22 protein-coding genes are annotated in these 23,490 nt (G+C 70.5%); 5 read left to right on the forward strand and 17 right to left on the reverse strand.

Annotated elements, in window-relative coordinates:
• Positions 1-21: 21 nt before the first annotated feature.
• The 15 genes from ispG to ACIO9J_RS11640 form a co-directional block, all read right to left on the reverse strand.
• Positions 22-1,188, reverse strand: a complete 1,167-nt coding sequence (gene ispG / locus ACIO9J_RS11570) for a flavodoxin-dependent (E)-4-hydroxy-3-methylbut-2-enyl-diphosphate synthase (protein ID WP_401996295.1) — start codon at positions 1,186-1,188, stop codon at positions 22-24.
• Between the two features lie 4 nt (positions 1,189-1,192).
• On the reverse strand, positions 1,193-2,215 hold the full coding sequence (gene hpnH, locus ACIO9J_RS11575) for an adenosyl-hopene transferase HpnH (RefSeq protein WP_098246159.1): 1,023 nt from the start codon (positions 2,213-2,215) through the stop codon (positions 1,193-1,195).
• 5 nt (positions 2,216-2,220) lie between these two features.
• Entirely contained in the window at positions 2,221-2,874 is a 654-nt protein-coding gene (locus ACIO9J_RS11580) for a 1-hydroxy-2-methyl-2-butenyl 4-diphosphate reductase (RefSeq protein WP_401996299.1), read from the reverse strand.
• Entirely contained in the window at positions 2,874-4,877 is a 2,004-nt protein-coding gene (gene shc / locus ACIO9J_RS11585) for a squalene--hopene cyclase (RefSeq protein ID WP_401996302.1), read from the reverse strand. Before shc ends, ACIO9J_RS11580 begins: the two co-directional genes overlap by 1 nt.
• A gap of 103 nt (positions 4,878-4,980) precedes the next feature.
• On the reverse strand, positions 4,981-6,111 hold the full coding sequence (locus ACIO9J_RS11590; protein ID WP_401996305.1) for a polyprenyl synthetase family protein: 1,131 nt from the start codon (positions 6,109-6,111) through the stop codon (positions 4,981-4,983).
• Positions 6,108-7,517 (reverse strand): hydroxysqualene dehydroxylase HpnE, encoded by a 1,410-nt coding sequence (gene hpnE, locus ACIO9J_RS11595; protein ID WP_401998497.1) that lies wholly within the window; start codon positions 7,515-7,517, stop codon positions 6,108-6,110. The genes ACIO9J_RS11590 and hpnE overlap by 4 nt, the downstream gene beginning before the upstream one ends.
• Before the next feature lie 124 nt (positions 7,518-7,641).
• Complete coding sequence (gene hpnD, locus ACIO9J_RS11600; protein WP_401996308.1) at positions 7,642-8,592, reverse strand: presqualene diphosphate synthase HpnD; 951 nt, start codon at positions 8,590-8,592, stop codon at positions 7,642-7,644.
• Positions 8,589-9,485, reverse strand: a complete 897-nt coding sequence (gene hpnC, locus ACIO9J_RS11605) for a squalene synthase HpnC (protein ID WP_401996311.1) — start codon at positions 9,483-9,485, stop codon at positions 8,589-8,591. The genes hpnD and hpnC overlap by 4 nt, the downstream gene beginning before the upstream one ends.
• A gap of 346 nt (positions 9,486-9,831) precedes the next feature.
• Positions 9,832-10,644, reverse strand: coding sequence for an ABC transporter ATP-binding protein (locus ACIO9J_RS11610; protein WP_401996314.1), 813 nt, complete (start codon positions 10,642-10,644; stop codon positions 9,832-9,834).
• Positions 10,637-11,584, reverse strand: coding sequence for an ABC transporter permease (locus ACIO9J_RS11615; RefSeq protein ID WP_401996317.1), 948 nt, complete (start codon positions 11,582-11,584; stop codon positions 10,637-10,639). Before ACIO9J_RS11615 ends, ACIO9J_RS11610 begins: the two co-directional genes overlap by 8 nt.
• Before the next feature lie 96 nt (positions 11,585-11,680).
• The gene (locus ACIO9J_RS11620; RefSeq protein WP_401996320.1) at positions 11,681-12,553 is read right to left on the reverse strand and encodes a glycosyltransferase family 2 protein; all 873 of its coding nucleotides are present in this window, start codon (positions 12,551-12,553) and stop codon (positions 11,681-11,683) included.
• Between the two features lie 20 nt (positions 12,554-12,573).
• Complete coding sequence (locus ACIO9J_RS11625; protein WP_401996323.1) at positions 12,574-13,353, reverse strand: CDP-alcohol phosphatidyltransferase family protein; 780 nt, start codon at positions 13,351-13,353, stop codon at positions 12,574-12,576.
• Positions 13,331-14,395, reverse strand: coding sequence for an iron-containing alcohol dehydrogenase family protein (locus ACIO9J_RS11630; RefSeq protein ID WP_401996326.1), 1,065 nt, complete (start codon positions 14,393-14,395; stop codon positions 13,331-13,333). Before ACIO9J_RS11630 ends, ACIO9J_RS11625 begins: the two co-directional genes overlap by 23 nt.
• Positions 14,383-15,135, reverse strand: a complete 753-nt coding sequence (locus ACIO9J_RS11635; protein WP_055545762.1) for a sugar phosphate nucleotidyltransferase — start codon at positions 15,133-15,135, stop codon at positions 14,383-14,385. The genes ACIO9J_RS11630 and ACIO9J_RS11635 overlap by 13 nt, the downstream gene beginning before the upstream one ends.
• The gene (locus ACIO9J_RS11640; RefSeq protein WP_401998500.1) at positions 15,132-16,943 is read right to left on the reverse strand and encodes a DUF5941 domain-containing protein; all 1,812 of its coding nucleotides are present in this window, start codon (positions 16,941-16,943) and stop codon (positions 15,132-15,134) included. Before ACIO9J_RS11640 ends, ACIO9J_RS11635 begins: the two co-directional genes overlap by 4 nt.
• A gap of 258 nt (positions 16,944-17,201) precedes the next feature.
• Here ACIO9J_RS11640 and galE point away from each other — a divergent pair, with 258 nt between their 5' ends.
• From galE to idi, 5 genes are all read left to right on the forward strand, one after another.
• Positions 17,202-18,185 carry a UDP-glucose 4-epimerase GalE gene (gene galE / locus ACIO9J_RS11645; protein ID WP_401996329.1) on the forward strand — a complete coding sequence of 328 codons (984 nt, stop codon included), beginning with the start codon at positions 17,202-17,204 and terminating at the stop codon, positions 18,183-18,185.
• A 179-nt stretch (positions 18,186-18,364) separates the two neighbouring features.
• Entirely contained in the window at positions 18,365-19,303 is a 939-nt protein-coding gene (locus ACIO9J_RS11650; protein WP_401996332.1) for a cation diffusion facilitator family transporter, read from the forward strand.
• 184 nt (positions 19,304-19,487) lie between these two features.
• The gene (locus ACIO9J_RS11655) at positions 19,488-20,027 is read left to right on the forward strand and encodes a hypothetical protein (protein ID WP_401996335.1); all 540 of its coding nucleotides are present in this window, start codon (positions 19,488-19,490) and stop codon (positions 20,025-20,027) included.
• A 194-nt stretch (positions 20,028-20,221) separates the two neighbouring features.
• Positions 20,222-21,478, forward strand: coding sequence for a bifunctional class I SAM-dependent methyltransferase/N-acetyltransferase (locus ACIO9J_RS11660; protein WP_401996338.1), 1,257 nt, complete (start codon positions 20,222-20,224; stop codon positions 21,476-21,478).
• Positions 21,479-21,620: 142 nt separating this feature from the next.
• On the forward strand, positions 21,621-22,214 hold the full coding sequence (gene idi, locus ACIO9J_RS11665; RefSeq protein WP_401996341.1) for an isopentenyl-diphosphate Delta-isomerase: 594 nt from the start codon (positions 21,621-21,623) through the stop codon (positions 22,212-22,214).
• Positions 22,215-22,217: 3 nt separating this feature from the next.
• Here the strand turns inward: idi and ACIO9J_RS11670 are convergent, their stop codons facing one another.
• Positions 22,218-22,694, reverse strand: a complete 477-nt coding sequence (locus ACIO9J_RS11670) for an ATP-binding protein (RefSeq protein ID WP_401998503.1) — start codon at positions 22,692-22,694, stop codon at positions 22,218-22,220.
• A gap of 129 nt (positions 22,695-22,823) precedes the next feature.
• Complete coding sequence (locus ACIO9J_RS11675) at positions 22,824-23,471, reverse strand: HdeD family acid-resistance protein (protein WP_401996344.1); 648 nt, start codon at positions 23,469-23,471, stop codon at positions 22,824-22,826.
• Positions 23,472-23,490 lie beyond the last annotated feature (19 nt).

Consider the following 23,490-nt stretch of genomic DNA (forward strand, 5'->3'; position numbering starts at 1 on the left):
GGGCCCCCTCTCCGGTTGTTCTCAGCTCACGGTGACGTCGGGCACCCCTGACGGGATGCCGTCGTCCTCCATCTGCGCGGCGATCTTCATCGCCTCTTCGATGAGGGTCTCGACGATCTTCGACTCGGGCACGGTCTTGATGACCTCGCCCTTGACGAAGATCTGCCCCTTGCCATTGCCGGACGCGACGCCGAGGTCCGCCTCACGGGCCTCCCCGGGACCGTTGACGACGCAGCCCATGACCGCCACCCGCAGCGGCACCTCCATGCCGTCGAGACCCGCGGTGACCTCTTCGGCCAGCTTGTACACGTCCACCTGCGCCCGCCCGCACGACGGGCACGAGACGATCTCCAGGCGGCGCTGGCGCAGGTTCAGCGACTCCAGGATCTGGATGCCGACCTTGACCTCTTCGGCGGGCGGGGCGGAGAGCGAGACACGGATGGTGTCGCCGATGCCCTCGCTCAGCAGCGCGCCGAACGCCACCGCCGACTTGATCGTGCCCTGGAAGGCAGGACCCGCCTCGGTCACCCCCAGGTGCAGCGGATAGTCACAGGCCGCCGCCAACTGCCGGTAGGCATTGACCATCACCACCGGGTCGTTGTGCTTCACCGAGATCTTGATGTCCCGGAAGCCGTGCTCCTCGAAGAGGGACGCCTCCCACAGCGCCGACTCGACGAGCGCCTCCGGGGTGGCCTTGCCGTACTTCTTGAGCAGCCGCGCGTCCAGGGAGCCCGCGTTCACGCCGATCCGGATCGGCGTACCCGCGTCGTTCGCGGCCTTCGCGATCTCCTTGACCTTGTCGTCGAACTGCTTGATGTTGCCCGGGTTCACCCGGACCGCCGCGCACCCGGCGTCGATCGCCGCGAACACGTACTTCGGCTGGAAGTGGATGTCGGCGATCACCGGGATCTGCGACTTCCGCGCGATCGTGGCCAGCGCGTCCGCGTCGTCCTGCGTGGGACAGGCCACGCGCACGATCTGGCAGCCGGAAGCGGTCAGCTCCGCGATCTGCTGCAAGGTCGCGCCGATGTCCGACGTACGCGTCGTCGTCATCGACTGCACCGAGATCGGCGCACCGCCTCCCACGGCCACCGGCCCGACCTCGATGCGCCGCGAGACGCGGCGCTCCGAGACCGGCCGGACCGGCAGCTCGGGGAGGCCCAAAGAGACGGGCTCTCCAGCGGTCACGACGTCACCCGCGGTTTCCGGAGACCGTCTCGCGGGCGGCGCGGATGGACTCCTTGAGGGAGCCCATGGTGGCGAGGACGGCGGTCGGCTCGTAGCCGCAGTGCGCCATGCAGTTGGCGCACCGCGGATCCTTGCCGCGGCCGTACTTGCTCCAGTCGGTCTCCTCGATGAGCTCCTTGTACGTGGGAACGTACCCGTCGCTCATCAGGTAGCAGGGGCGCTGCCAGCCGAAGAGCGAATAGTTCGGGATCGCCCACGCGGTGCACGGGAAGTCCGCCTTGCCCTCCAGGAAGTCCAGGAAGAGCGGCGAGTGGTTCAGCCGCCAGCGCCGCCTGTTGCCGCCCGCGAAGGCCTTCTTGAAGAGTTCGCGGGTCTGCTCGACGCCCAGGAAGTGCTCCTGGTCCGGCGCCTTCTCGTAGGCGTAGGCGGGCGACAGCATCATCTCGTCGACCTCCAGCTCATCATTGAGGTAGTTGAGGACCTCGATGATGTTCTGCGGGGTGTCGTTACTGAAGAAGGTCGAGTTGGTGGTGACGCGGAAACCGCGCTTCTTGGCCTCCTTGATGGCCGCCACCGCCTCGTCGAACACACCCTCCTTCGCGACGGATTCATCGTGCCGTTCCCGCATGCCGTCGATGTGCACGGCGAACGCGAAGTAGGGCGAAGGCGTGAACTTCTCCAGCTTCTTGCGCAGCAGCATCGCGTTGGTGCACAGGAAGACGTACTTCTTCTTGGCCACCAACTGCCGCACGATCTCGTCCATGTGAGGGTGCATCAGCGGCTCGCCACCGGCGATGGACACCATCGGCGCACCGGATTCGAGCACGGCACCCACGGCCTGGGCCACCGGCATGCGCTGCTTGAGCACCCCGGCCGGGTGCTGGATCTTGCCGCATCCCTCGCACGCGAGGTTGCATGCGAAGAGCGGCTCCAACTCCACGATCAGCGGAAACTTCTCCCGCTTGCGCAGCTTCTGTTCAAAGAGATACGTCGCGACCTTGATGGTCTGGCGCAGCGGCATGGCCATCTGGCTCACCTCCGAGGGAGCAAAGAAGAACGGTGCCATTCGAAAAATGCGGGAAGCACGGCACGAAGAACGCGGAAAGCTGATATTCCACCGCGCACCGTGCCGATGCGGACGAGTTCGTGCTGTGGGGCGTCCACGACCACCCGGACGGCGGCAACGGGGCGCCGTCCGGCACGCACCGCGCTGTGCAGGGTCGCCGCGGACTCCATGTCCACCGCGATCGCGCCCGTGGCGAGCAGGTCCTCCCGCTCGTGGCCGCGGACGACGTGGTCGGAGCCGGTCAGCGGGCCGGTGTGCACCGTGCGTCCCGGCACGGCCTTCACCAGCTCCTCGACCAGCAGCCCGGTGCCCTCGCAGCGGATGCTGCCGCGGGCGTCCCTGGTCTCCTCGGCGACGACGAGGTCACCGGGGTGCATGCCGGGGGCGAGTCCGGCGCAGAAGCCGGTCGCCAGGACGGCCGCGTCGCGCAGGGCCTCCTTGCCGAGCGCCTTGGTGACGGCGCTGTCGGCGTTCCTGGGACCCATGCCGGTACGCAGCACGGTCGTGGCGCCCGGCGCCCCGCTGCGGTCACCCGTGCGCAGGGCGAGGTGCTCGATGCCGAGCGCGCAGGCGATCAGCAGCGGTGCGTGGCCCGGCGGACGGGCCGGGGCCCCGGCCATCAGCTCCCCTTGCCCGAGCCGCCCGTGAACGGCTCGCCGTTGACGTACCTGCCGAGCGCGGTCAGCGGGAACACCTGCCGGTAGAGGTGGTAGTTGATGGAGAAGTCCCAGGGGAAGCCGGTGCCGGTGAAGTACGGCTCGTCCCAGGAACCGTCCTCGCGCTGTGTCGCGGCCAGCCAGTCGACGGCCCGCTCCACGGACTTGGCCTCGCGCTCACCGGCCGAGAGGAGCGCGAGCAGCGCCCAGGCGGTCTGCGAGGGCGTCGACGTGCCGTGTCCCGCCCAGCCCCGCTCACGGTAGGAGCGCAGGTCCTCGCCCCAGCCGCCGTCGTCGTTCTGCACTGACTCGAGCCAGTGGACGGCGCGGCGGATCGCGCGGTGCGAGGCGGGCAGCCCCGCGACGACGAGCGCGGGCACCACGGACCCGGTGCCGTAGACGTAGTTGACGCCCCAGCGGCCGAACCAGGCCCCGCACTCCTCCTGTTCGGCGAGCAGCCACTCGATGCCGCGCCGGGTGCGCGGGTCGTGCGATCTGCCCTCGACGGCGAGCATCTCCACCACGTGCCCGGTGACGTCGGCGGACGGCGGGTCGATGACCTCGCCGAAGTCGCAGAACGGCAGGCGGTTGGGGAAGGCGCTGGTGTTGTCGACGTCGAAGGCGCCCCAGGCGCCGTTCTTCGACTGCATGCCGAGGTTCCAGCGCACCCCGCGGTCGATGGCGTTCTCCAGGCGCGCCTTGTCCGGGTGCTTGACCCTGCGCAGCGCGAGCGCGACCTCGGCGGTGTCGTCGATGTCGGGGTAGTTGTCGTTGTGGAACTCGAACGCCCAGCCGCCGGGCGTCAGTTGAGGCCTGCGCACCGACCAGTCCCCGGGACGGACGATCTGCTCGCCCAGCATCCAGTCGGCGGCCTTCACCAACTGCGGGTGATCGGCGGGCAGTCCGGCGTCCGCGAGCGCGATGGTCGCCAGGCAGGTGTCCCAGACCGGCGACTGACACGCCTCGATCATCCGCGAGCCGTCCTCGCGCCACACGGCGAACCGGTCGAGGGAGGCGAGCCCGGCCTTCAGGACCGGATGGTCCAGGTCGTAGCCGAGCAGGTACAGGGCGATCACGGAGTAGACGGCGGGCGGCTGGATCCCGCCCCAGCAGCCGTCGTTCTCCTGCCGCTCGATGATCCAGCGCGCCGCGCTGTTCATCGCGGCCTTGCGCACCCGGCGCGGCGCGACCTTGTGATAGACGTGCAGCGCCTTGTCGAGCCGCTGGAAGACGCCGTCCCAACTCGCCACCGGGGCAAGGGGTTTGACGGGGTTCGGGCGGCGCGCGTCGGCGTGCAGCTCGTCCAGGGCGAACGGCGCGGGGCGTACCGGGCGCTTGGCGGAGACGATCGTGAGCGGCACGATGGTCTGCCGGGCCCAGCAGCCGAAGTCGTAGATGTTGAGCGGGAACCACTTGGGGAAGTAGATGAGCTCCGGCGGGAGTTCGGGCAGGTCGTCCCACTTCCACCAGCCGAAGAGGGCCAGCCAGATGCGGGTGAACACCCGGCTCGCCGCGATGCCGCCCTGCTCGCGGACCCATGCGGAGGCCTTCACCATGTGCGGCTCGTCGGGCCGGTCGCCGGCAAGGCGCAGCGCCACATAGGCCTCGATGGTGGCGGAGAGTTCGCCGGGCCCGCCGAAGAAGGTCGCCCAGGTGCCGTCGTCGCGCTGCTCGCCGCGGATGAAGAGCCCGGCGGCGCGCGTGGTCGGCTCGTCCCTGATCCCGAGGAACTGCCGCAGGAGGAGGTCCTCGGCGTCCATCGTCACATTGGTCTCGAGGTCGCCCTTCCACCAGCCCTGGGCGTCCTGACGCGCGAGAAGGAACTCGGTGGAGCGTTGTATGGCGCGTGCGGCGGCTTCCCTGGTTCCCGCCGTCGCCGCGGTCGTGTCGATGGTGTCGGTGGGCTGGCTGGCCGAGGCTGCGCGGGGCGTGGCCGCTCCGGTGCTTCCGTCGGTCGTCGCTGTCATGGCTTCCCCTTCGTGCAGTGCGGTGTCACGTCTGCTGTGGGTCCGCCGTCGGCCGACGCGAAGCGCCGGCCGGCGACTGCGAGTCATATCCGCGCGATAGTGATCATCTCTTTCGTACGACGACGAAGTCGGCGAGCGCGACGAGCTGCGCCCGCACCCGGTCCGGCATCTGAACGGTGTCAAGCGCCTCGATGGCGATGGTGTGCTGGCGCCGGGCCTCCTCGGCGGTCCACTCGCGCCCGCCGGCCTCTTCGATCAGCGCGGCGCGCACGGCGAACTCCTCCTCGGAGAAGTTCTCGAAGTCACTGCTCTTGGCGTCGGCGGCGAGCAGCTCGCCGAGCCGCTCGGACGCGGGTCCGCCCGCGGCGAGCGCGGCCACCACCGGCAGGGACTTCTTGCGCTGGCGCAGATCGCTCCACGTCTGCTTGCCGGTGGCCTCCGGGTCGCCCCAGATGCCGAGCAGGTCGTCCACGGCCTGGAAGGCGAGGCCTAGGTGGTAGCCGTACTTCTCCAGGATGTCGGCGGTGCGGTCGTCGGCGCCGCCGAGGACGGCGCCGATGGAGACCGCGCAGGCGAGCAGGGCGCCGGTCTTGTTGCCCTCCATCTCCAGGCACTCCTCGACGGTGACCCGCTCGCGGTGCTCGTAGGAGATGTCCTGCGCCTGGCCGTCGATCAGCGCGCGGGTCGCGGTGGTGAGGCGGCGCGTGGCGCGGCCCGCCTCGACGGTGCCGAGCTCAAGGAGGATCTCGTTGGCGAGCGCGAAGAGGGCGTCGCCGACGAGGATGGCCTGCGCGGGGCCGTGCACCTTCCACACGGTGTCGCGGTGGCGGCGCTGTTCGTCGCCGTCCATCAGGTCGTCGTGCAGGAGCGAGAAGTTGTGCACGAGCTCCACGGCGACCGCGCCGGGCACCCCGACCTCGGGGGCCGCGCCCGCGGCCTCGGCGGAGAGCAGGGCGAGCGCGGGGCGCACCGCCTTGCCGCCGTCGCCGTCGGACGGGTTGCCCGCGGCGTCGATCCACCCGAAGTGGTAGGCGGCGACGGTGTCCATGGGCGGCGCGAGCCGGTCCACCGCGGCCCGCAGCACCGGGGTGGCCAGCGTTCTTCCGCGCTCGAGCAGTGAGGTCACGTCCACCGTGTCGGCAGCCGTTTCGGCCGAGGGCACAGTCGGCACAGTTTCTCCTCTTGTTCCGGTGCTGGGGTTCTGGGGACCTGACCCCAGAAGGTCGAGCTTCACGCCGCCGCCTCCTCGAATGCGAAGAGGTGGTCACGGGGGCGGTCGAGGGTGGCGAGGGCGGCCTCGGCCGCGCTGATGCCGCTGCGCACGGCGCTCTCCATGGTCGCGGGCCACCCGGTGGCGGTCCACGCGCCCGCGAGGTACAGACCGGGGGCCTTCGTACGGGCGCCGGGCCTGAGCCTGCCGACGCCGGGCGTCGGTGCGAAGGTGGCGGTGCGCTCGCGGGTCACGAAGAAGTCCCGCACCTCGGCGCCGTGGGCGGCGGGCAGCAGCCGCTCCAGCTCCGGGAGATAGCGCTCTCGCAGCGCGGCGACGGGGGCGTCGATCTCGTCCTGGGCGGCCGACTGGGAGAGCGCCAGGTACTGCCCCGAGGTGAGCCCCGAGGCGTCGGTCCTGTCGAAGACCCACTGGATGGGCGTGCCGAGCGCGGCGAAGAACGGCCGCTTGAGCACCTTGCGGTCGTATACGACGTGCATGTTGAGGATCGGCGCGTTGTCGATGTCGAGCAGCCGGTCGGGCTCGTCGAGCGCGCCGTCCGGGAGCAGGTCGTGCGTCTCGTGCTGCGGCACGGCGAGCACGACGGTGTCGGCCGCGATGCGCTCGCCGGGAACCTCCACGGACCAACCACCGTTCTCCGTACGGGAGATGGAGGTGACTCGTGTCCTCAGTTCGGTACGGACTCCCGCGGCGTCGAGCGCCTTGCGGGCGAGTCCGTCGTGCAGATCACCGAGGGGCACCCTGGCCCAGCCGATGTCGGCGGCGCCGGGGTCGGAGAGCAGCCCGGTCTTGAAGACCATCGCGGCGAGCCCGAGCGAGGCGTCGCCCGCGACGGCGTTGAGCGTGGCGACGCCCACGAGGTCCCAGAGGGCCTCGATGGCGCGCGCGGACTGGCCGTGCGCGGCCAGCCAGCTGCCGAAGTCCTGGCCGTCGAGCGCGGGGTCGGCCGGATCCAGTCCCTTGAGGGCGAGCGCCGCGCGCCCCACCTTGGCGCGCTCGGCGACCGACAGATGCGGGTAGGTGGCGAGGCTCGCCGCCAGGTGCAGCGGCACGGGCAGCGCGGTGCGGCGCAGGCGTCCGAGCCGGTTGCGGTCGGCGTCAAGCACCGGTACGTCGAGACGTTCCTGCACGGGGGCGAGGTGCGCGCCGCCGACGCGGTCCAGGAACCACCGGTAGGCGGTGCAGCAGCGCAGATAGACGTGCTGGCCGTTGTCGACGGTCAGGTCGCCGCGCCGGAAGGAGAAGGCGAGTCCGCCGAGCCTCGGCCTGCCTTCGAGCAGGGTGACGCGCAGGCCCGCGTCGGCGAGCGAGAGCGCCGCGGTGATGCCCGCGAGCCCGCCGCCGACCACTACGGCGGCCGCCCCTCCAGGGCGGCCTTCGACGTCCGCGGCCGGCCCGTCGGGCGGCATGTTCTGGCTGTTCACGCACCCTCCTTTTCGGCCGTTGCAGTCTGGGACGCGACCATGGAGCGGAGGGTTGCCCGCCGCTTCGAGCCGGTGGTCTCAGGAGCCCCGCACTCACCCAGGACGCACCTCACGCGCGCCTCCTGACGGTCCCTCGTGAGACGTTGCGCGCGTCGAGCCCGGACAGACCGCGCACGGCGACGTACGCCTTCTCGCGGCCGGGCAGCGAGACACGGCCGCGCAGGACCGCTTCCGGCTCGCGCTCGATGCGGTCGAGCAGCCGGCGGTAGATGCCCGCCATCGCCGCCACACAGGCCCCACTGCGCCGGTCCAGCATCGGGAGGAGCCGGTAGCCCTCGGCGAAGAGGGCCCGCGCGCGCCGGACCTCGAAGTGCACCAGGCCCGCGAAGTCCGATCCGGCGGGCGGCTCGGCGCCCGAGAACCCGGCGGAGCAGCCGAACTTGGCGAGGTCCTCGGCGGGCAGATAGGTCCGCCCGTCCTCGGCGTCCTCGCGAACGTCCCGGAGAATGTTGGTCAGTTGGAGCGCGAGGCCGAGCGTGTCTGCATACTCCGGCGCGCGCTCGGCATGGAGCGCCCCCCGTTCCGTACCGAACACGCCGAGCGAGAGCCGCCCGATGGCACCGGCGACACAGCGGCAGTAGACCTTCAGGTCCTCCCACGTCTCGTACGTCTCGCCGCGTACGTCCATCAGGACGCCGTCGATGAGTTCGTCGAGGCCGCCCATCGGAATGGGGAAGTGGGTCGCGGCGTGCGCGAGGGCGACGGCGACCGGGTCGGTGTCGTCCTCCTCGACCGCGCCTTCACTGATCCGGACGAGCAGCGCCCGGGTGTCGTCGAGCCGGTCCGCCTTGACGTCGGGCGGGAGCGCGCCGTCGCCGATGTCGTCCACGCGCCGCGAGAGCGCGTAGAGCGCGGACATGGCACGCCGCTTGGGCGTTGGCAGCAGCCTGATGCCGTACGCGAAATTCCGGGCCTGCTGTCCGGTCACGGCCTCGCAGTAGCTGTACGCGGCGAGTACCGGCGCGGACACGTGCGGATCTGACTCCACGGTCCGGCTCACCCCTCTCCTCGCAGAACCGCCCCGGCCGCACGCAGCAATCGGGGCTTGGTGGGTTTGGGTGGTCCTGGAAGTACGTCGTATCCAGCGGCGGCGATCGACTGGACCGTCGCCCTTCCCCCTGCCACGAACCCCGCGAGCAGCAGCTTGAGCCTGCCGTGGACGCTACCCACCAGGGGGGTGCCTTCATTCAGGAGACAGCGGGCGCGTTCCGCTTCGAATGCGACCAGTGCGCGCACCGACGCGCCTGCGCTCGGTGCGGCCAGGTCGCGCTCCTGGACATGGAAGCGCTTCATGTCCTCGGCCGGCAGATAGACACGGTCACGCCTGAGGTCCTCACTGACGTCCTGGAGGTGCTCGACGATCTGCAGTGCGGTGCAGACGGCGTCGGAGCGACGGATGCGTTCGGGGGTGGCCGTGCCGGTGATGGCGAGGACCAGCCGGCCGACGGGGTTGGCGGAGAGTTCGCAGTACGCCGCGAGGTCTTCGTACGTCTCGTAGCGCCTGACGACCTGGTCCTGGCGGTTGGCCTCGATCAGGCCGATGAACGGCTCGGGGGTGAGACCGCGGCGGCGCACCGTGGGCTGGAGCGCGCGCAGCAGCGGATGGTGCGGGGTGGCGTCGAAGACCCGGTGCAGATCGGCCTCGAAGGCGTCGAGGAAGGCGAGCCGGTCGTCGGCGGCGGCCGGGTCGAGGCCGAGGTGGCGGGCGTCCGCGCCGCCGGGGGCCAGGTCGCCGTCGCCGATGTCGTCGACGAGGCGGGCGTAGCCGTACACGGCCATGAGGTCGTCGCGCCAGGCCCTGGGCAGGAAGAAGGGGGCCACCGGGAAGTTCTCGTCCGCGGCCTTGTCGAGGACGGCGGATGCATCGCGGAGCTGGAGATCATCCGTAGCCATTGCCGTCACATCTCCCGTTCTACACTGCCGACCCAATACATCCTATTTCGGACACGCCGCTCAGCCCTCCCCAAGCCGGACCCTGCCCGGAAACCGGGGCGCCGCGCCATATCGCCCCACTTGCCGCGAATCAGCACCGGTACAGCTTACGTTGTACAACCCAGCGCGCATCGTCGGGGTGTTCCGCACGTCACAACAACACACCGATTGGCGTCAATCTTCCCTGAACGCAGGTGAGTTGAGGGACCCCTGGGGCTCCGGTCAGCCATGCGCACGACAGGGCCCCACCGAGTCCTCCCGGTGGGGCCCTGCCGTCGAACGAGTGGCGCCGCGTGGCGCGATCGGGCTACTTGCCCGTGAACTTCTCGTACTCCTTGATGACCTCGTCGGTCGGCCCGTCCATGCGCAGCTCGCCGCGTTCCAGCCACAGCACGCGGTCGCAGGTGTCGCGGATCGACTTGTTGTTGTGGCTCACCAGGAAGACCGTGCCGGCCTCCTTGCGGAGCTCACGGATGCGAGCCTCGGAGCGCTTCTGGAACTTGCGGTCGCCGGTGGCCAGGGCCTCGTCGATCATCAGGACGTCGTGGTCCTTGGCCGCCGCGATGGAGAAGCGCAGGCGGGCCGCCATGCCGGAGGAGTAGGTGCGCATCGGCAGGGTGATGAAGTCGCCCTTCTCGTTGATGCCCGAGAAGTCGACGATCTCCTGGTAGCGCTCCTTGATCTGCTCGCGGGACATGCCCATCGCGAGCCCGCCGAGTATGACGTTGCGCTCGCCGGTCAGATCGTTCATCAGAGCCGCGTTGACACCGAGCAGCGAGGGCTGGCCGTCGGTGTAGACCTTGCCCTGCTCGGCGGGGAGCAGCCCCGCGATGGCGCGGAGCAGGGTGGACTTGCCCGAGCCGTTGGAGCCGATCAGGCCGATGGCCTCGCCCCGGTAGGCGGTGAAGCTGACGCCGCGTACGGCGTGCACCTTGCGCACCCCGCGCTCCTCGCCCCGCCTGAGCATGCGGCTCAGGGCGGAGGTGGCGCTGCCCTTGCCGGTCTTCGCGCCGTTGACGCGGTAGACGATGTGCAGCTCGTCGGCGATGACGGTGGGGATGTGGCCCTTGCCCGCGTTGCGGCCGGCCCCTTCGGTCGTGTCGTTCTTGTCGTCAGCCACGGCCGTAACGCTCCTCAGCCTTCCAGAAGTACACGAATCCGACGACGCCCAGCAGGACCGCCCAGCCGGCCGCGAAGGCCCAGACGTGCGGCGGCAGGTACGAGGACCCGTAGTCGTCGATCATGGCGAAGCGGATCAGGTCCATGTAGATGGAGGCCGGGTTCCACTGGAGCACGTCCCCGACCCAGCTGGGCACGCCCTTCTTGTCCGCGAGCATCGCGGGGATGCTGAACATGACGCCCGACGCGTACATCCAGGTCCGCATCACGAACGGCATCAGCTGCGCGAGGTCGGGCGTCTTGCTGCCCATCCTGGCGAAGATCAGCGCGAGGCCCGTGTTGAAGACGAACTGGAGGGCGAGCGCGGGCACCACGAGAAGCCACGACCAGGTCGGGAAGATCCCGAAGCCGACCATGATCAGGACGAGCACGATCATCGAGAAGAGCAGCTGCTGGAGCTGCTGGAGCGCGAAGGAGATCGGCAGCGAGGCGCGCGGGAAGTGCAGCGCGCGCACCAGGCCGAGGTTGCCGGAGATCGCCCGCACGCCCGCCATGACCGAGCTCTGCGTGAAGGTGAAGACGAACACGCCCGTCACCAGGAACGGCACGTAGATCTCGTGCGGGATGCCCTTCCTGGCACCGAGCAGGAGTCCGAAGATGAAGAAGTAGACCGCCGCGTTCAGCAGGGGGGTCGCCACCTGCCAGAGCTGGCCGAGCTTGGCCTGGCTGTACTGGGCGGTCAGCTTCGCCTGCGAGAAGGCGAGGATGAAGTGACGCCGTCCCCAGAGCTGGCGGACGTACTCGAAAAGTCCGGGCCGTGCGCCGCTGACGGTCAGACCGTACTTGGCGGCGAAGTCGGCCCGGGAGAGCCCGTCATCGGGCGACGGGGTCGACGGGGATGCAGTCACCGCGACCCCGCCGTCATGCGTTGTCTCACTCACGAGTGGAAACTTTCGTCTTCAATAAGCGCAGCCGGTCGGGCGTAGGCGTGGGCCAGGGACCGGGGTATGGCCCAGATGCTCTCAGACCCGAGCTTGTCAGATGACGGGAGGGCGGCCCAGTCGGGTCAGCCGCCACACCGTACGCCACTTCATCGGACGGCGAGGCCCGCAGGGCGTGGTCCAGCCCTCCTTGAAACCGCCGAACCAGGCCTTGAGCGCGGGCCGCGAGGGGCGCCGGGCCAGGGTCAGGAGCAGCCAGACGCCGAGGTAGACGGGGACCAGCAGGGCGGGCAGGTTGCGGCGGGCCAGCCAGACGCGGTTGCGGGCGACCATGCGGTGGTAGACCGCGTGCCGCGAAGGGGCCGTCGTCGGGTGGAAGAGCACCATGTCGGCGCGGTAGTCGATCATCCAGCCCGCGTTCAGCGCGCGCCAGGCGAGGTCGGTCTCCTCGTGCGCGTAGAAGAACTCGTCGGGCAGCCCGCCGACCTCTTCGGTGACCTTCGTGCGCACGGCGTTGGCGCCGCCGAGGAACGTCGTCACGCGCGAGGAGCGCATCGGATCGGCGGCCCGCAGCCGCGGCACGTGCCGGCGCTGGGTCTCCCCCGTCTCCGGGTCCGCGATGCGGAAGCTGATGATGCCGAGCTCCGGGTCGGCGGCGAACGCCTCCCGGCACAGCTGGGCGGTGTCCATCCGGGCGAGCAGCCCGTCGTCGTCCAGGAAGAGCAGGATGTCGACGTCGGTGCCGCCCGGTCCGAAGGCCTCGATGCCGACGTTGCGCCCGCCGGGGATGCCGAGGTTCTCGGGCAGCTCGACGGTGCGTACGCCCGCGGGGACGTCCGGCACGGGGGCGCCGTTGCCGACCACGACCACCTCGACCGGGTCGCCGTCCTGCTTGGCGACCGAGTCGAGGAGGGCGCGCAGCTCCTGCGGCCGGTTGCCCATCGTGATGATGACGGCGCCGACCTTCATCGTCCTCTCCCCTGCCGTACTCACTTGAGCCTGCTCGAAGCCAGGATGGACACGAGGTGCAGCAGCGTCTGCAGGACCGCGATCCCGGCCAGCACGGCGACGCCGAGCCGTGAGAAGAACAGGTCGCCCCGGACCTGGTCCACGATCGCCAGGACCAGGATGAGGAGGGACGCCTCGATGCCCAGGATCAGCCGGTGGAACTTCAGCGCGGCCGCGGCCTTGCGGGCCAGGGCCATGCCGGAGCCGCGCATCTCGGACGCGGTCTCCTTCACCTGCTCCTTGCCGTTCTGCGCACGGGCCACGGCGACGAGGTCCGTCTCGGCCTTGATCAGGATGGCGCCGAGCGCGGCGAGCGTGCCGAGGAACGCCCACAGCCAGTCGATCCGACCCGAGCCCCACAGGTCCGCGGCGCGCAGTCCGAAGCCGACGAGGACGGCCGCGTCGGTGAGGTAGGCGCCGACGCGGTCCATCCAGACACCGGCGAGCGAGTACTGCTTGCGCCACCGGGCGATCTCGCCGTCGACGCAGTCGAGCAACAGATACAGCTGCACCGCGACGACGCCGAGGACCGCGCCCCAGATGCCCGGAACGAGCAGGGCCGGGGCCGCGAGGACGCCACAGACGGTCATCAGGTAGGTCAGCTGGTTGGGCGTGACCTTGGTGTTCACCAGGTGACGGTCGATGCGCAGCGAGATCTCGCGCATGTAGAGCCGTCCGCCCCAGTGCTCGCCGCTCCGCCGGTCCTTCACCCCCGGAGGGTGAACAACCGGGCGGAGCTCAGCTACCGATGGCTTTTGCATAGTCGGCGTATGCGTCCCTGATCTGGTCGTTGGACAGGTCGAGGTGTTCGAGGATCGTGTAGCGGCCCGGCCTGGTCTGCGGAGCGAACTCCACGACCTGTACGAACTCGTCCACGGTGAAGCCGATCTCCTCCGGCAGCACGGGCAGGCCGTGGCGGCGCAGCACCTGGGCCATGAACGCGGACTCCTCGCGGGCACCGCGCAGGTGCATCGCGAAGGCCGCGCCGAGGCCGCACTGCTCGCCGTGGCTCGCGGCGCGCTTGGGGAAGAGGAGGTCGAAGGCGTGGTTGATCTCGTGGCAGGCGCCGGACGCCGGACGGGAGTCACCCGAGACCGACATCGCGATGCCCGTGAGGACCAGACCCTCGGCGAGGACCTGCAGGAAGGCGTCGTCGCCGACGCCGCCGGGGTGGCGGAGCACGGCCTCGCCGGCCTGGCGGGCCATCGCGGCCGCGAGACCGTCGATGTCCTCGCCGCGCTCGCGGGCGGCGAGCTCCCAGTCCGCGATCGCGGAGATGTTGGACAGGGCGTCACCGATGCCCGAGCGGACGAAGCGGACCGGCGCCTCGCGGATGACGTCCAGGTCGATGACGACCGCTATGGGGTTGGGTACGCCGTAGGAACCGCGGCCCGCGTCGTTGTCGAGGGTCGCGACCGGCGAGCAGAGGCCGTCGTGCGACAGGTTCGTCGCGACGGCGACCAGCGGCAGGCCGACGCGCGCCGCGGCGAACTTGGCGCAGTCGATGATCTTGCCGCCGCCGAGGCCGACGACGGCGTCGTAGCGGCCCTTCTTCATGGCGTCGGCGAGCTTGATGGCGTCGTCGAGGGTGCCGCCGCCCACCTCGAACCACTCGGCGCTGGGCAGCGAGGGCATCAGGCGGTCCCGCAGGACCGCGCCGGAGCCGCCGCTGATGGCGATGGCGAGCTTGCCGGTCGACGAGCAGATCCGCTGGTCGGCGAGGACACCGGCCAGGTCGTTGAGCGCCCCCGGCCGGATGTCGACGACGACCGGCGAGGGGATGAGCCTCGTCAGTACTGGCACGCGATCTCCCGGCCCTTGGCGAGGTCCTCGTGGTTGTCGATCTCGACCCACTTGACGTCACCGATCGGCGCCACGTCGATCTTGAAGCCGCGGTTCACGAGCTCCTGGTAGCCGTCCTCGTAGTAGAGGTCGGGGTCGCGCTCGAAGGTGGTCTTCAGCGCGTCGGCGAGCTCGTCGGCCGCCTCGCCCTCGATGAGGGTGACGCCGATGTACTCACCGGTGGCCGTCGCCGGGTCCATCAGCTTGGTGATCTTCTGGACGCCCTTGGCGGGGTCCACGATGACCTTCATCTCCTCGTCGGCGAGGTTCTTCACCGTGTCGAGGGCGAGGATGATCTTCTTGCCGTCGCCGCGGGCGGCGAGCAGCGTCTTCTCGACGGAGACCGGGTGCACGGTGTCGCCGTTGGCGAGGATCACCGAGTGCTTGATCGAGTCACGGCCGCACCACAGGGAGTAGGCGTTGTTCCACTCCTCGGCCTTGTCGTTGTCGATCAGGGTCAGCTTGAGGTTGTACTTGGCCTCGAGCGCCGCCTTGCGCTCGTAGACCGCCTCCTTGCGGTACCCGACGATGATCGCGACCTCGGTCAGGCCGATCTCGGCGAAGTTGCCGAGGGTGAGGTCCAGGACGGTGAGGCTGTCCTCGTTGCCCTCGGGACCCACCGGCACCAGAGCCTTGGGCAGGGTGTCGGTGTAGGGGCGAAGACGCCGTCCGGCGCCGGCCGCCAGCACGAGGCCGATCATGCGGGTTCTCCTTCATCGTGTACGGCGGGTGCGCCATGTTGGCTGGCAGCGACCCAGAAGCGGATGCTCTCGACGAGCACCACGAGTGCCACGGCCACGGCGAGTGCCGTGAGCGCGACGGTGAAATCTGTGGTGGACAGCAGGGCGGCGGCGAGCGCGACCACGAGGGTCCTGCCTTCTTGGCCGCCGATGGCCCGCACCAGCCAGCGCGGGGGCGCGCCGGTGCCGCCCTTGATGCGGTACACCGTGTCGTAGTGATGGTAGGCGACCGCGGCCACCAGCCCGAAAGCCGCGGGCAGCGCCCCGTTCACATCGGCTTTGGCCGCCAGTACCAGGACCGTGCCGTACTCGGCCGCCCGGAAGAACGGCGGCACCAGCCAGTCCAGGGGCGCCTTGAGCGGACGCGAGAGCGCGAGGCCCGAGGTGATGACGTAGACGACGGCGGCGACGACCACCCACGGGCTGCCGTAGGAGGTGAAGGCGGCGACGGCGACCACCGCGGCGCCGCCCACGAAGGCGACGACGGGCGCGGGCAGCGGGAAGCCGCCCCGCTTGAGCGCGGCGAACGCCGAGGCCAGCGGGCCGTTGTCGGCGAGCTCCGCGAGGGCGAGCGCGGCGCGGTCGGTGCGGGTCGCCTTGCGGGTCAGCGAGCGCAGGACGCGTCCCGCCGTGGTGTAGCAGGCGGCCAGCGCACAGCCGATGATCAGTACGACGAGGGTGATGCGCGGGGTGGTGACCGCGGTGAGGACGGCGATCATCGCCCAGCGCTCGCCGATCGGCAGCACTATCATCCGGCGCGCCCAGACCGTCCACCCGACGCTGTCGAGCTTGTCCGAGAGGGCGGCGGTGGGGCTGGTGTTGGCGGTGGCGGCCGTGCTGTCGGAGTTCGCCTCGTTGAAGGAGAAGTCCACGACGTGCCGGCAGGTCTGCAGGACCATCGCCCCGAGCGCGAGCGCCCACACGTCGTCGCCGCCGCGGGCCGCGCCGAGCGCGAGGCCCGCGTAGTACGCGTACTCCTTGGCGCGGTCGAACGTGGCGTCCAGCCAGGCGCCGAGCGTCGAGTACTGCAGGGAGTAGCGGGCGAGCTGCCCGTCCGTGCAGTCCAGGACGAAGGAGAGGAGGAGCAGGAGGCCCGCCGCGACGAAGCCGCCGCGGGTACCGGTCGCCGCGCAGCCCGCCGCGATCAGGGCGGTGAGCAGCGAGGCGGTGGTGACCTGGTTCGGGGTCAGGCCCCGGCGGGCGCACCAGCGGGCGAGGTAACGGGAGTACGGGGAGATGCAGTACGTGGTGAAGAAGCCGTCGCGCGACTTGACCGCGGTCCGCAGGCGCACGGCCTCGTCGTCGACGGCGGCGACGGCCTGGCGGGCCTCGTTGCGGGACTGCGGGTCGCTGGGCACGGTGGCGACGAGGGTGCCGAGTTCGGGGCGCTGCACCGCGGTGTCGGTCGACTCCAGGGCCGTGGCGATGTCGTCGGGGAGGACGTCGAGCGTGACGACGCCGCCCGCGGTGTCCGCCGTGGCGCGCAGCGCGCGGGTCAGTTCCTTGCGGGCCTCGGGCTTGGCCGTGACGGCGCCGGGCACCGCGGCGGCGGCGAAGCGGGGGTCGGTGAGGCCGAGGCGCAGGGCGTGGACGTGACCGACGAAGCGCGCGTCGACGACGGCGACGCGCTGGTCGGCGGGGACCGCCGCGAGCAGCGTCTCCGCGTCCGCCGCGGCCGAGGCGACCCGCACGTCGAACCCGAGGGACCGCAGATCACCTTCGAGCGGCGACCCGGGGACCGGCTGTCCGGTGAGGATGGCGGTCGACAGACGAACTCACTCCTTGAATCCCGGCGCGGCTCGCGCCGGGCGCATGCGTGAAGGGGGGCGCCCCTGGCCATGACTGGCCGGGCGGCACGTCGGCAGAGGCTATCGGATGCTGGGAAGCGGGAATTCACCACCCGTTCACGGCCCGATCAACGCGACCTGCGAGGGCCTCGGCGTTCGCGATCATCATGGTCGATGGGAGGCCGCCCCCACAAACCGCGCCCGTCTTGCCCGCATAGCGTTCGCTTAGGGTGGGCGCCCATGACATGGCTGATCACAGGCGGAGCTGGATATATCGGGGCACATGTGGCGCGCGTCATGGCCGCCGCCGGGGAGGACGTCGTCGTTCTCGACGACATTTCCTCGGGGGTGCCGCAGCGGCTGCCGCAGGACGTCCCGCTCGTCAAGGGCTCCTCGCTCGACGCGGAGCTGCTGCGCAGGGTCCTCGCCGAGCACGACGTGACGGGTGTGGTGCACCTCGCGGCGCGCAAGCAGGTCGGGGAGTCGGTGGAGCAACCGCTGCGTTACTACCGGGAGAACCTCGGGGGTTTGACGACGCTGCTCGAAGCGGTGGCGGAGGCGGGCGTGCGGCGGTTCGTGTTCTCCTCGTCGGCCGCGGTGTACGGCAACCCGCCGGACGTGGACCTGGTCTCCGAGGACACCCCGTGCGCGCCGGTGAGCCCGTACGGCGAGACGAAGCTCGCGGGCGAGTGGCTGGTGCGGGCGGCCGGGCGCGCCCACGGCATCGCGACCGTGTGCCTGCGCTACTTCAACGTGGCGGGCGCCGCGAGCCCCGAGCTCGCGGACACCGGTGTCTACAACGTGATCCCGATGGTCTTCGACCGGCTGACCCGCGACGAGTCGCCGCGGATCTTCGGCGACACCCTGCCGACGCCGGACGGCACCTGCGTGCGGGACTACATCCACGTGTCCGACCTCGCGGAGGCCCATCTCGCTGCGGCCCGGCGGCTCGCGGACGCCGACGGGGGCGATCTGACGGTGAACATCGGCAGGGGCGAGGGCGTTTCCGTACGCGAACTGGTCACTCTCATCGGCGAGGTGAGCGGCGACCGCCGTCCCGCCGTGGTGGAACCGGCGCGCGCCGGGGACGCCCCGCGCGCCGTCGCCGACGCCTCGCTCGCCGCGCGCGAGCTGGGCTGGACCGCCCGGCGCGGGGTGCGCGAGATGGTCGAGTCGGCGTGGGCGGGCTGGTGTCTGCACCACCCGGGAGCCCCTCGCGCCTGATCTCCGTGGAGCCCTGACCTGCGCCCCTTCCACTACCGGCAATCGTTGCCATTTTCGCAGGTCAGGGCACATGACAACGGTGTTCAGTGCCGCGTTGCGTGATACCCCCCACCCGTAGTTCACTGTCGTCGCGCGACCAGCGAACAGCAGACCGATGACCGACGCGGGAGGGCGGCTCCATGGGGGCTGGGCACGATCACGGACACACACACGGGGCACCGACCACGGGGACGGCGGCCAACGCCTACAAGGGGCGGCTGCGCATAGCGCTCACCATCACGATCATCGTGATGTTCGCCCAGATCGTCGGCGGCATCATGGCCGACTCGCTCGCGCTCATCGCGGACGCGACGCACATGGCGACGGACGCGCTCGGGCTCGGCATGGCCCTGCTCGCGATCCACTTCGCGAACAGACCGCCCACCGCGAACCGCACCTTCGGCTACGCGCGGGCCGAGATCCTCGCCGCCCTCGCCAATTGTCTGCTGCTGCTCGGCGTCGGCGGCTACGTGCTCTACGAGGCGGTCGAGCGGTTCATCACGCCCGCGCAGACGCAGGGCGGGCTCGCCGTCTTCTTCGGCGTCTTCGGACTCGTGGCGAACATGATCTCGCTGTCGCTGCTGATGCGCGGCCAGAAGGACAGCCTCAACGTGCGCGGCGCCTTCCTGGAGGTCCTCGCGGACACCCTGGGCTCGCTGACGGTCATCATCGCGGCGAGCGTCATCATGCTCACCGGCTGGCAGGCCGCCGACCCGATCGCCTCGCTCGTCATCGGCGTCATGATCGTCCCGCGTACGGTGAAACTGCTCAAGGAGACGCTGAACGTCCTGCTCGAATCGGCGCCCAAGGGCGTCGACATGGGCGAGGTGCGGGCCCACATACTCGATCTGCCCGGCGTCGAGGACATCCACGACCTGCACGCCTGGACGATCACCTCGGGCATGCCGGTGCTCTCCGCGCACGTGGTCGTCAGCTCCGGCACGCTCGACGCGATCGGCCACGAGAAGATGCTGCACGAGTTGCAGGGCTGCCTCGGCGACCACTTCGACGTGGAGCACTGCACCTTCCAGCTGGAGCCGAGCGGCCACGCCGAGCACGAGGCGAAGCTCTGCCACTGACGGGCTCCGTCCGTGCGCCCCCGCGCTCCTCCGCACTACCCGGAATTCCCTTCACGCATATGTGCTCTTGTGGGACAGTCGACGGAGAGTTCACAAACGCACTTGCTCCGGGGGAAAGCCAGTGTCACATCCACAACCTCCTGCCCCGCCCGGTCCGCCGCGGCCGGGGCACGATCCCGATCCCATGGGCCGGCCGCGGCCGTTCTGGCAGATCGCCACCGCCGCCATCGGCGCTCTCGGCGCGGTCGCCGCCGCCGTCATCGGCGTCAAGCTCTCCGACAGCGGCGGCGAGCCAGGACCGACCACCGCACCGCCGACCACCCAGTCCGAGCACCGGCCCAAACCGGCCCAGCCCTGGAAGTCCGGCAACGAGTTCTTCCTCAACGTGCCCGCCCAGCCCTACGACCTGGACAGCCCGTGGGCGCACGCCGACGCACGGGCCTCGGGCTCGGACGTGCAGGTCACCGGGAGCGACAGGAGCACCCTCGCGGTGCTGAACGGCGCGACGATGGCCGTCATCACCGCGAGTGGCAAACCGACGGTCGAGGAGTGCCGCAAACGCATCTCCGAGACGGAGATGAAGTCGGCCACCATCGAGATCGGCCAGTCCTACTGCTTCAGGACGACCGAGGAGAACACGGTGGTCATGCAGGTCAAGCGCCTCCAGGCCGATGACAACGGGGTGCAGCAGGTCGTGGTGGAGAACAGCTTCGCCGACGGCTGACCGAGCACCTTCGTCACGGACAGTGTTATGGTGGCCAGAGATCTTGAGTTCCCGAGGAGGTGGGTTGATGACTGTCGTGGCTTGCGCTGCTCCGCGCGGCGACACGTGCATCCCCACCTTCCGGGCGCGCGTCTGACCGCTCGTACGCCATGCGTACGTAGGGTCCGCGGGTCCTTCACTCAAGGATTTCCACGTTGACTGACAACGCCTCCATCACCGAAGCCTTCTTCACCCTGCACCACGGTCTGCCGCGGCAGGGTCCGGGCTCCGACGCCACCACCCGGCGGCTGCTCTCCCTCGCGGGACCGCTGCCCGAGCGTCCGCGCGTGCTCGACCTGGGCTGTGGCCCCGGCCGTGCCGCTCTCCTCCTCGCCGCCGAGGCCGGCGCCGAGGTGACCGCCGTCGATCTGCACGAGCCGTTCCTCGACGAGCTCCGCGCCTCCGCCGAGGAGCGCGGGCTCACCGGATCGATCACCGCCGTCAACACGGACATGGCCGAACTCACCCATCCGGATGGTTCGTTCGACCTCATCTGGGCGGAAAGCTCGGTCTACTCCATCGGCTTCGACGCCGCCCTGCGGACCTGGCGCCGACTGCTCGCTCCCGGCGGGGCGCTCGTCGTCACCGAGTGCGAGTGGACGGCCGCCGAGCCGTCCGCCGCCGCGCGCGCGTTCTGGGACCAGCACTACCCGCTGCGTACCGGCGAGGAGAACCTGCGGGCCGCCACCGGCGCCGGCTACTCCGTGCTGGGCGTATACGCGCAGCCCGAGTCCGACTGGGACGAGTACTACGGACCGCTGGCCGCCCGCGCGGACGGCGCGGACCCGGGCGCTCCGGGCATGGCACGGGCGCTCGCCGCCACCCGCGAGGAGATCGCGATGCGGCGCGAGCACGGGGCCGACTTCGGCTACACGGGCTACGTCCTGCGTCCCGCAGACGCATGGCCCTGCCGGCCCGAGACCGCATCGGACGTCGCCGCCGTGCACGCCGTGAACGCCGCCGCCTTCGAGACCGAGGGCGAGGCCGACCTGGTCGACGCGCTGCGCACGGACGCCGACGCCTGGCTGCCCGGCCTCTCCTACGTCGCGCAGGCGCCGGACGGCGAGGTGGCGGCGCACGCGCTGCTCACCCGCTGCCGCGTGGACGGGGCGCCCGCCCTGGCCCTCGCGCCGGTCGCCGTACTGCCGAAGTACCAGCGGACGGGGGCCGGTTCGGCCGTCGTGCGGGCGCTCCTGGACGCGGCACGCGCGCGTGGGGAGCGGCTGGTCCTCGTCCTCGGGCACCCCGAGTACTACCCGAGGTTCGGTTTCAGGCCCGCTTCCGGCTACGGGATCCGGCCAGGCTTCGAGGTGCCGGACGAGGCCATGATGGCGCTCGTCCTGAACGGCCCCGACGATTCCTCGCGCGTACCGCAGGGCACGATCAGGTATCCGGCCGCTTTCGGCGTCTGACACGCCCCGGGCGTCGGTGATCCCGACGCCCCCGCATGTCCGCCGTGCACCCCGCACGGCGGACATGCGGGTCCCGGGAGTGCCTGGAGTGTCCGAAACGTACGGCAGACTTGAGGTTCGAAGACCGAAGCGAAGGATGGGTATGCCGATCACACCTGCCACCGCGGCGAACAGCTCGTCGAACGGCACCGGAGAAGCGATCTTGCTCGAACTCGTCGACGAGGACGGCAGGACGATCGGCACAGCGGAGAAACTCTCCGCGCATCAGGCGCCCGGGCAGTTGCACCGGGCGTTCTCCGTTTTCCTCTTCGACGAGCAGGGCCGACTGCTCCTCCAGCAGCGCGCCCTGGGCAAGTACCACTCCCCCGGCGTCTGGTCGAACACCTGCTGCGGGCACCCGTACCCCGGCGAGGCGCCGTTCGCCGCGGCCGCCCGGCGCACGCACGAGGAGCTGGGGGTCTCGCCCTCGCTGCTCGCCGAGGCGGGCACGGTGCGCTACAACCACCCGGACCCGGACTCGGGCCTGGTGGAGCAGGAGTTCAACCACCTCTTCGTCGGCATGGTGCAGTCGCCGCTGCGCCCCGACCCCGCCGAGGTCGGCGAGACCGCGTTCGTGACCGCGCAGGAGCTCACGGCCCGGCACCAGGAGGGGCCGTTCTCCGCGTGGTTCATGACCGTCCTCGACGCGGCGCGTCCCGCGATCAAGGAGCTGACGGGGCCCGCCGCGGGCTGGTAGGCCCTAGTCCCCCTGGGGTTTGAGGGGCAGGGCCGCCCAGATGACCTTGCCCCCGCTCGCGGTGTGCTCGACGTCGCAGGCGCCGCCCGCCTCCGCCGTGATCTCGCGGACGAGCAGCAGCCCCCGCCCGCCCGTCTGGCCGTGGTCCGCCACCAGGGCCGTCGGGCGGTAGGGGTGGTTGTCCTCGACGGAGACCCGCACCCATTCGGCGCCGACCGCGACCTCCACGGCGAGCATCGGCGAGAGCAGGGCCGCATGCCGCACCGCGTTGGTGACCAGTTCGGAGACGATCAGCAGCAGGCCCTGGATGAGGTCGTCGGACGCGGGTACTCCCTGCCGCGCGAGCAGGTCCCGCACGGCGTGCCGTGCCTGGGGTACGGAGGCGTCGACGGCGGGGGCGGTGAAGCGCCATACGCCCTCGTACGGGACCGCCCCGTTCCCCCTGGGAAGTGGGCCGGACCCCCTCCCGTCGTTCTCCATCGTCCGGTCGCCGCCCTTGTGCTCGATTGTCACCACACATCGAGTGTTGGGAATGCTCAGGTCCGGACCGCACTACTGACCAGAAGTCAGCGACTATCGACGCGATTTGACCGTAGGCGCATGACCCCGTCAGCCGGATGACTGGTCCTGTCCCTCTTGTTCCGTCTTGAAGGTTTCTTCAGGTTGTACGAGGCTGACGATGCGGCGGCCGCCGATGCCGGTGGCGATCAGGCCGAGGCCGTCGAAGAGCAGCGAGAGGGAGAAGAAGCAGCCGATCACGTACTGGCTGTCGCTGGGCCACCCGCCGAGCACCAGGATGCCGAGCAGCAGTCCGAAGGCGCCCTGCACCAGCGTCCAGCCGAACTGAGGGCCGCGCACCACCAGGCTGCCGACCAGCCGGAACACTCCGCCGGTGAGGAAGAGCAGCGCCGCGAACATGGTCAGCGCCTCCGCCGCCACGTCGGGCCTGCGGATGATGACGACGCCCGCCGCGAGGTTCAGCGCGGCGACCACCACGCCCAGCCAGAAGAAGTTGCTGCCGCGCGACTGGACGGCGTGCAGCAGGCCGACGAAGCCGCCGACGAGGAGCAGCCAGCCGAACAGGAGCATCGAGGTGAGGGTGGCGAGGCCGGTGTAGACGAGGCCGACGAGGCCCGCCACCGCGAGGATCGCGCCGAGCAGCGCGAGCCAGCCGAAGCTGCGGCTGAGCCTGGCGCCCTGGGCCGCGGGAGAGCCGGTCTCCTGGCGGGCGTCACCGGGGTCCTTGGATCGGGCCATCAGCGTCTCCGTCTCGCTC

This window comes from Streptomyces sp. NPDC087300, from assembly GCF_044744425.1.
Classification (GTDB): domain Bacteria; phylum Actinomycetota; class Actinomycetes; order Streptomycetales; family Streptomycetaceae; genus Streptomyces.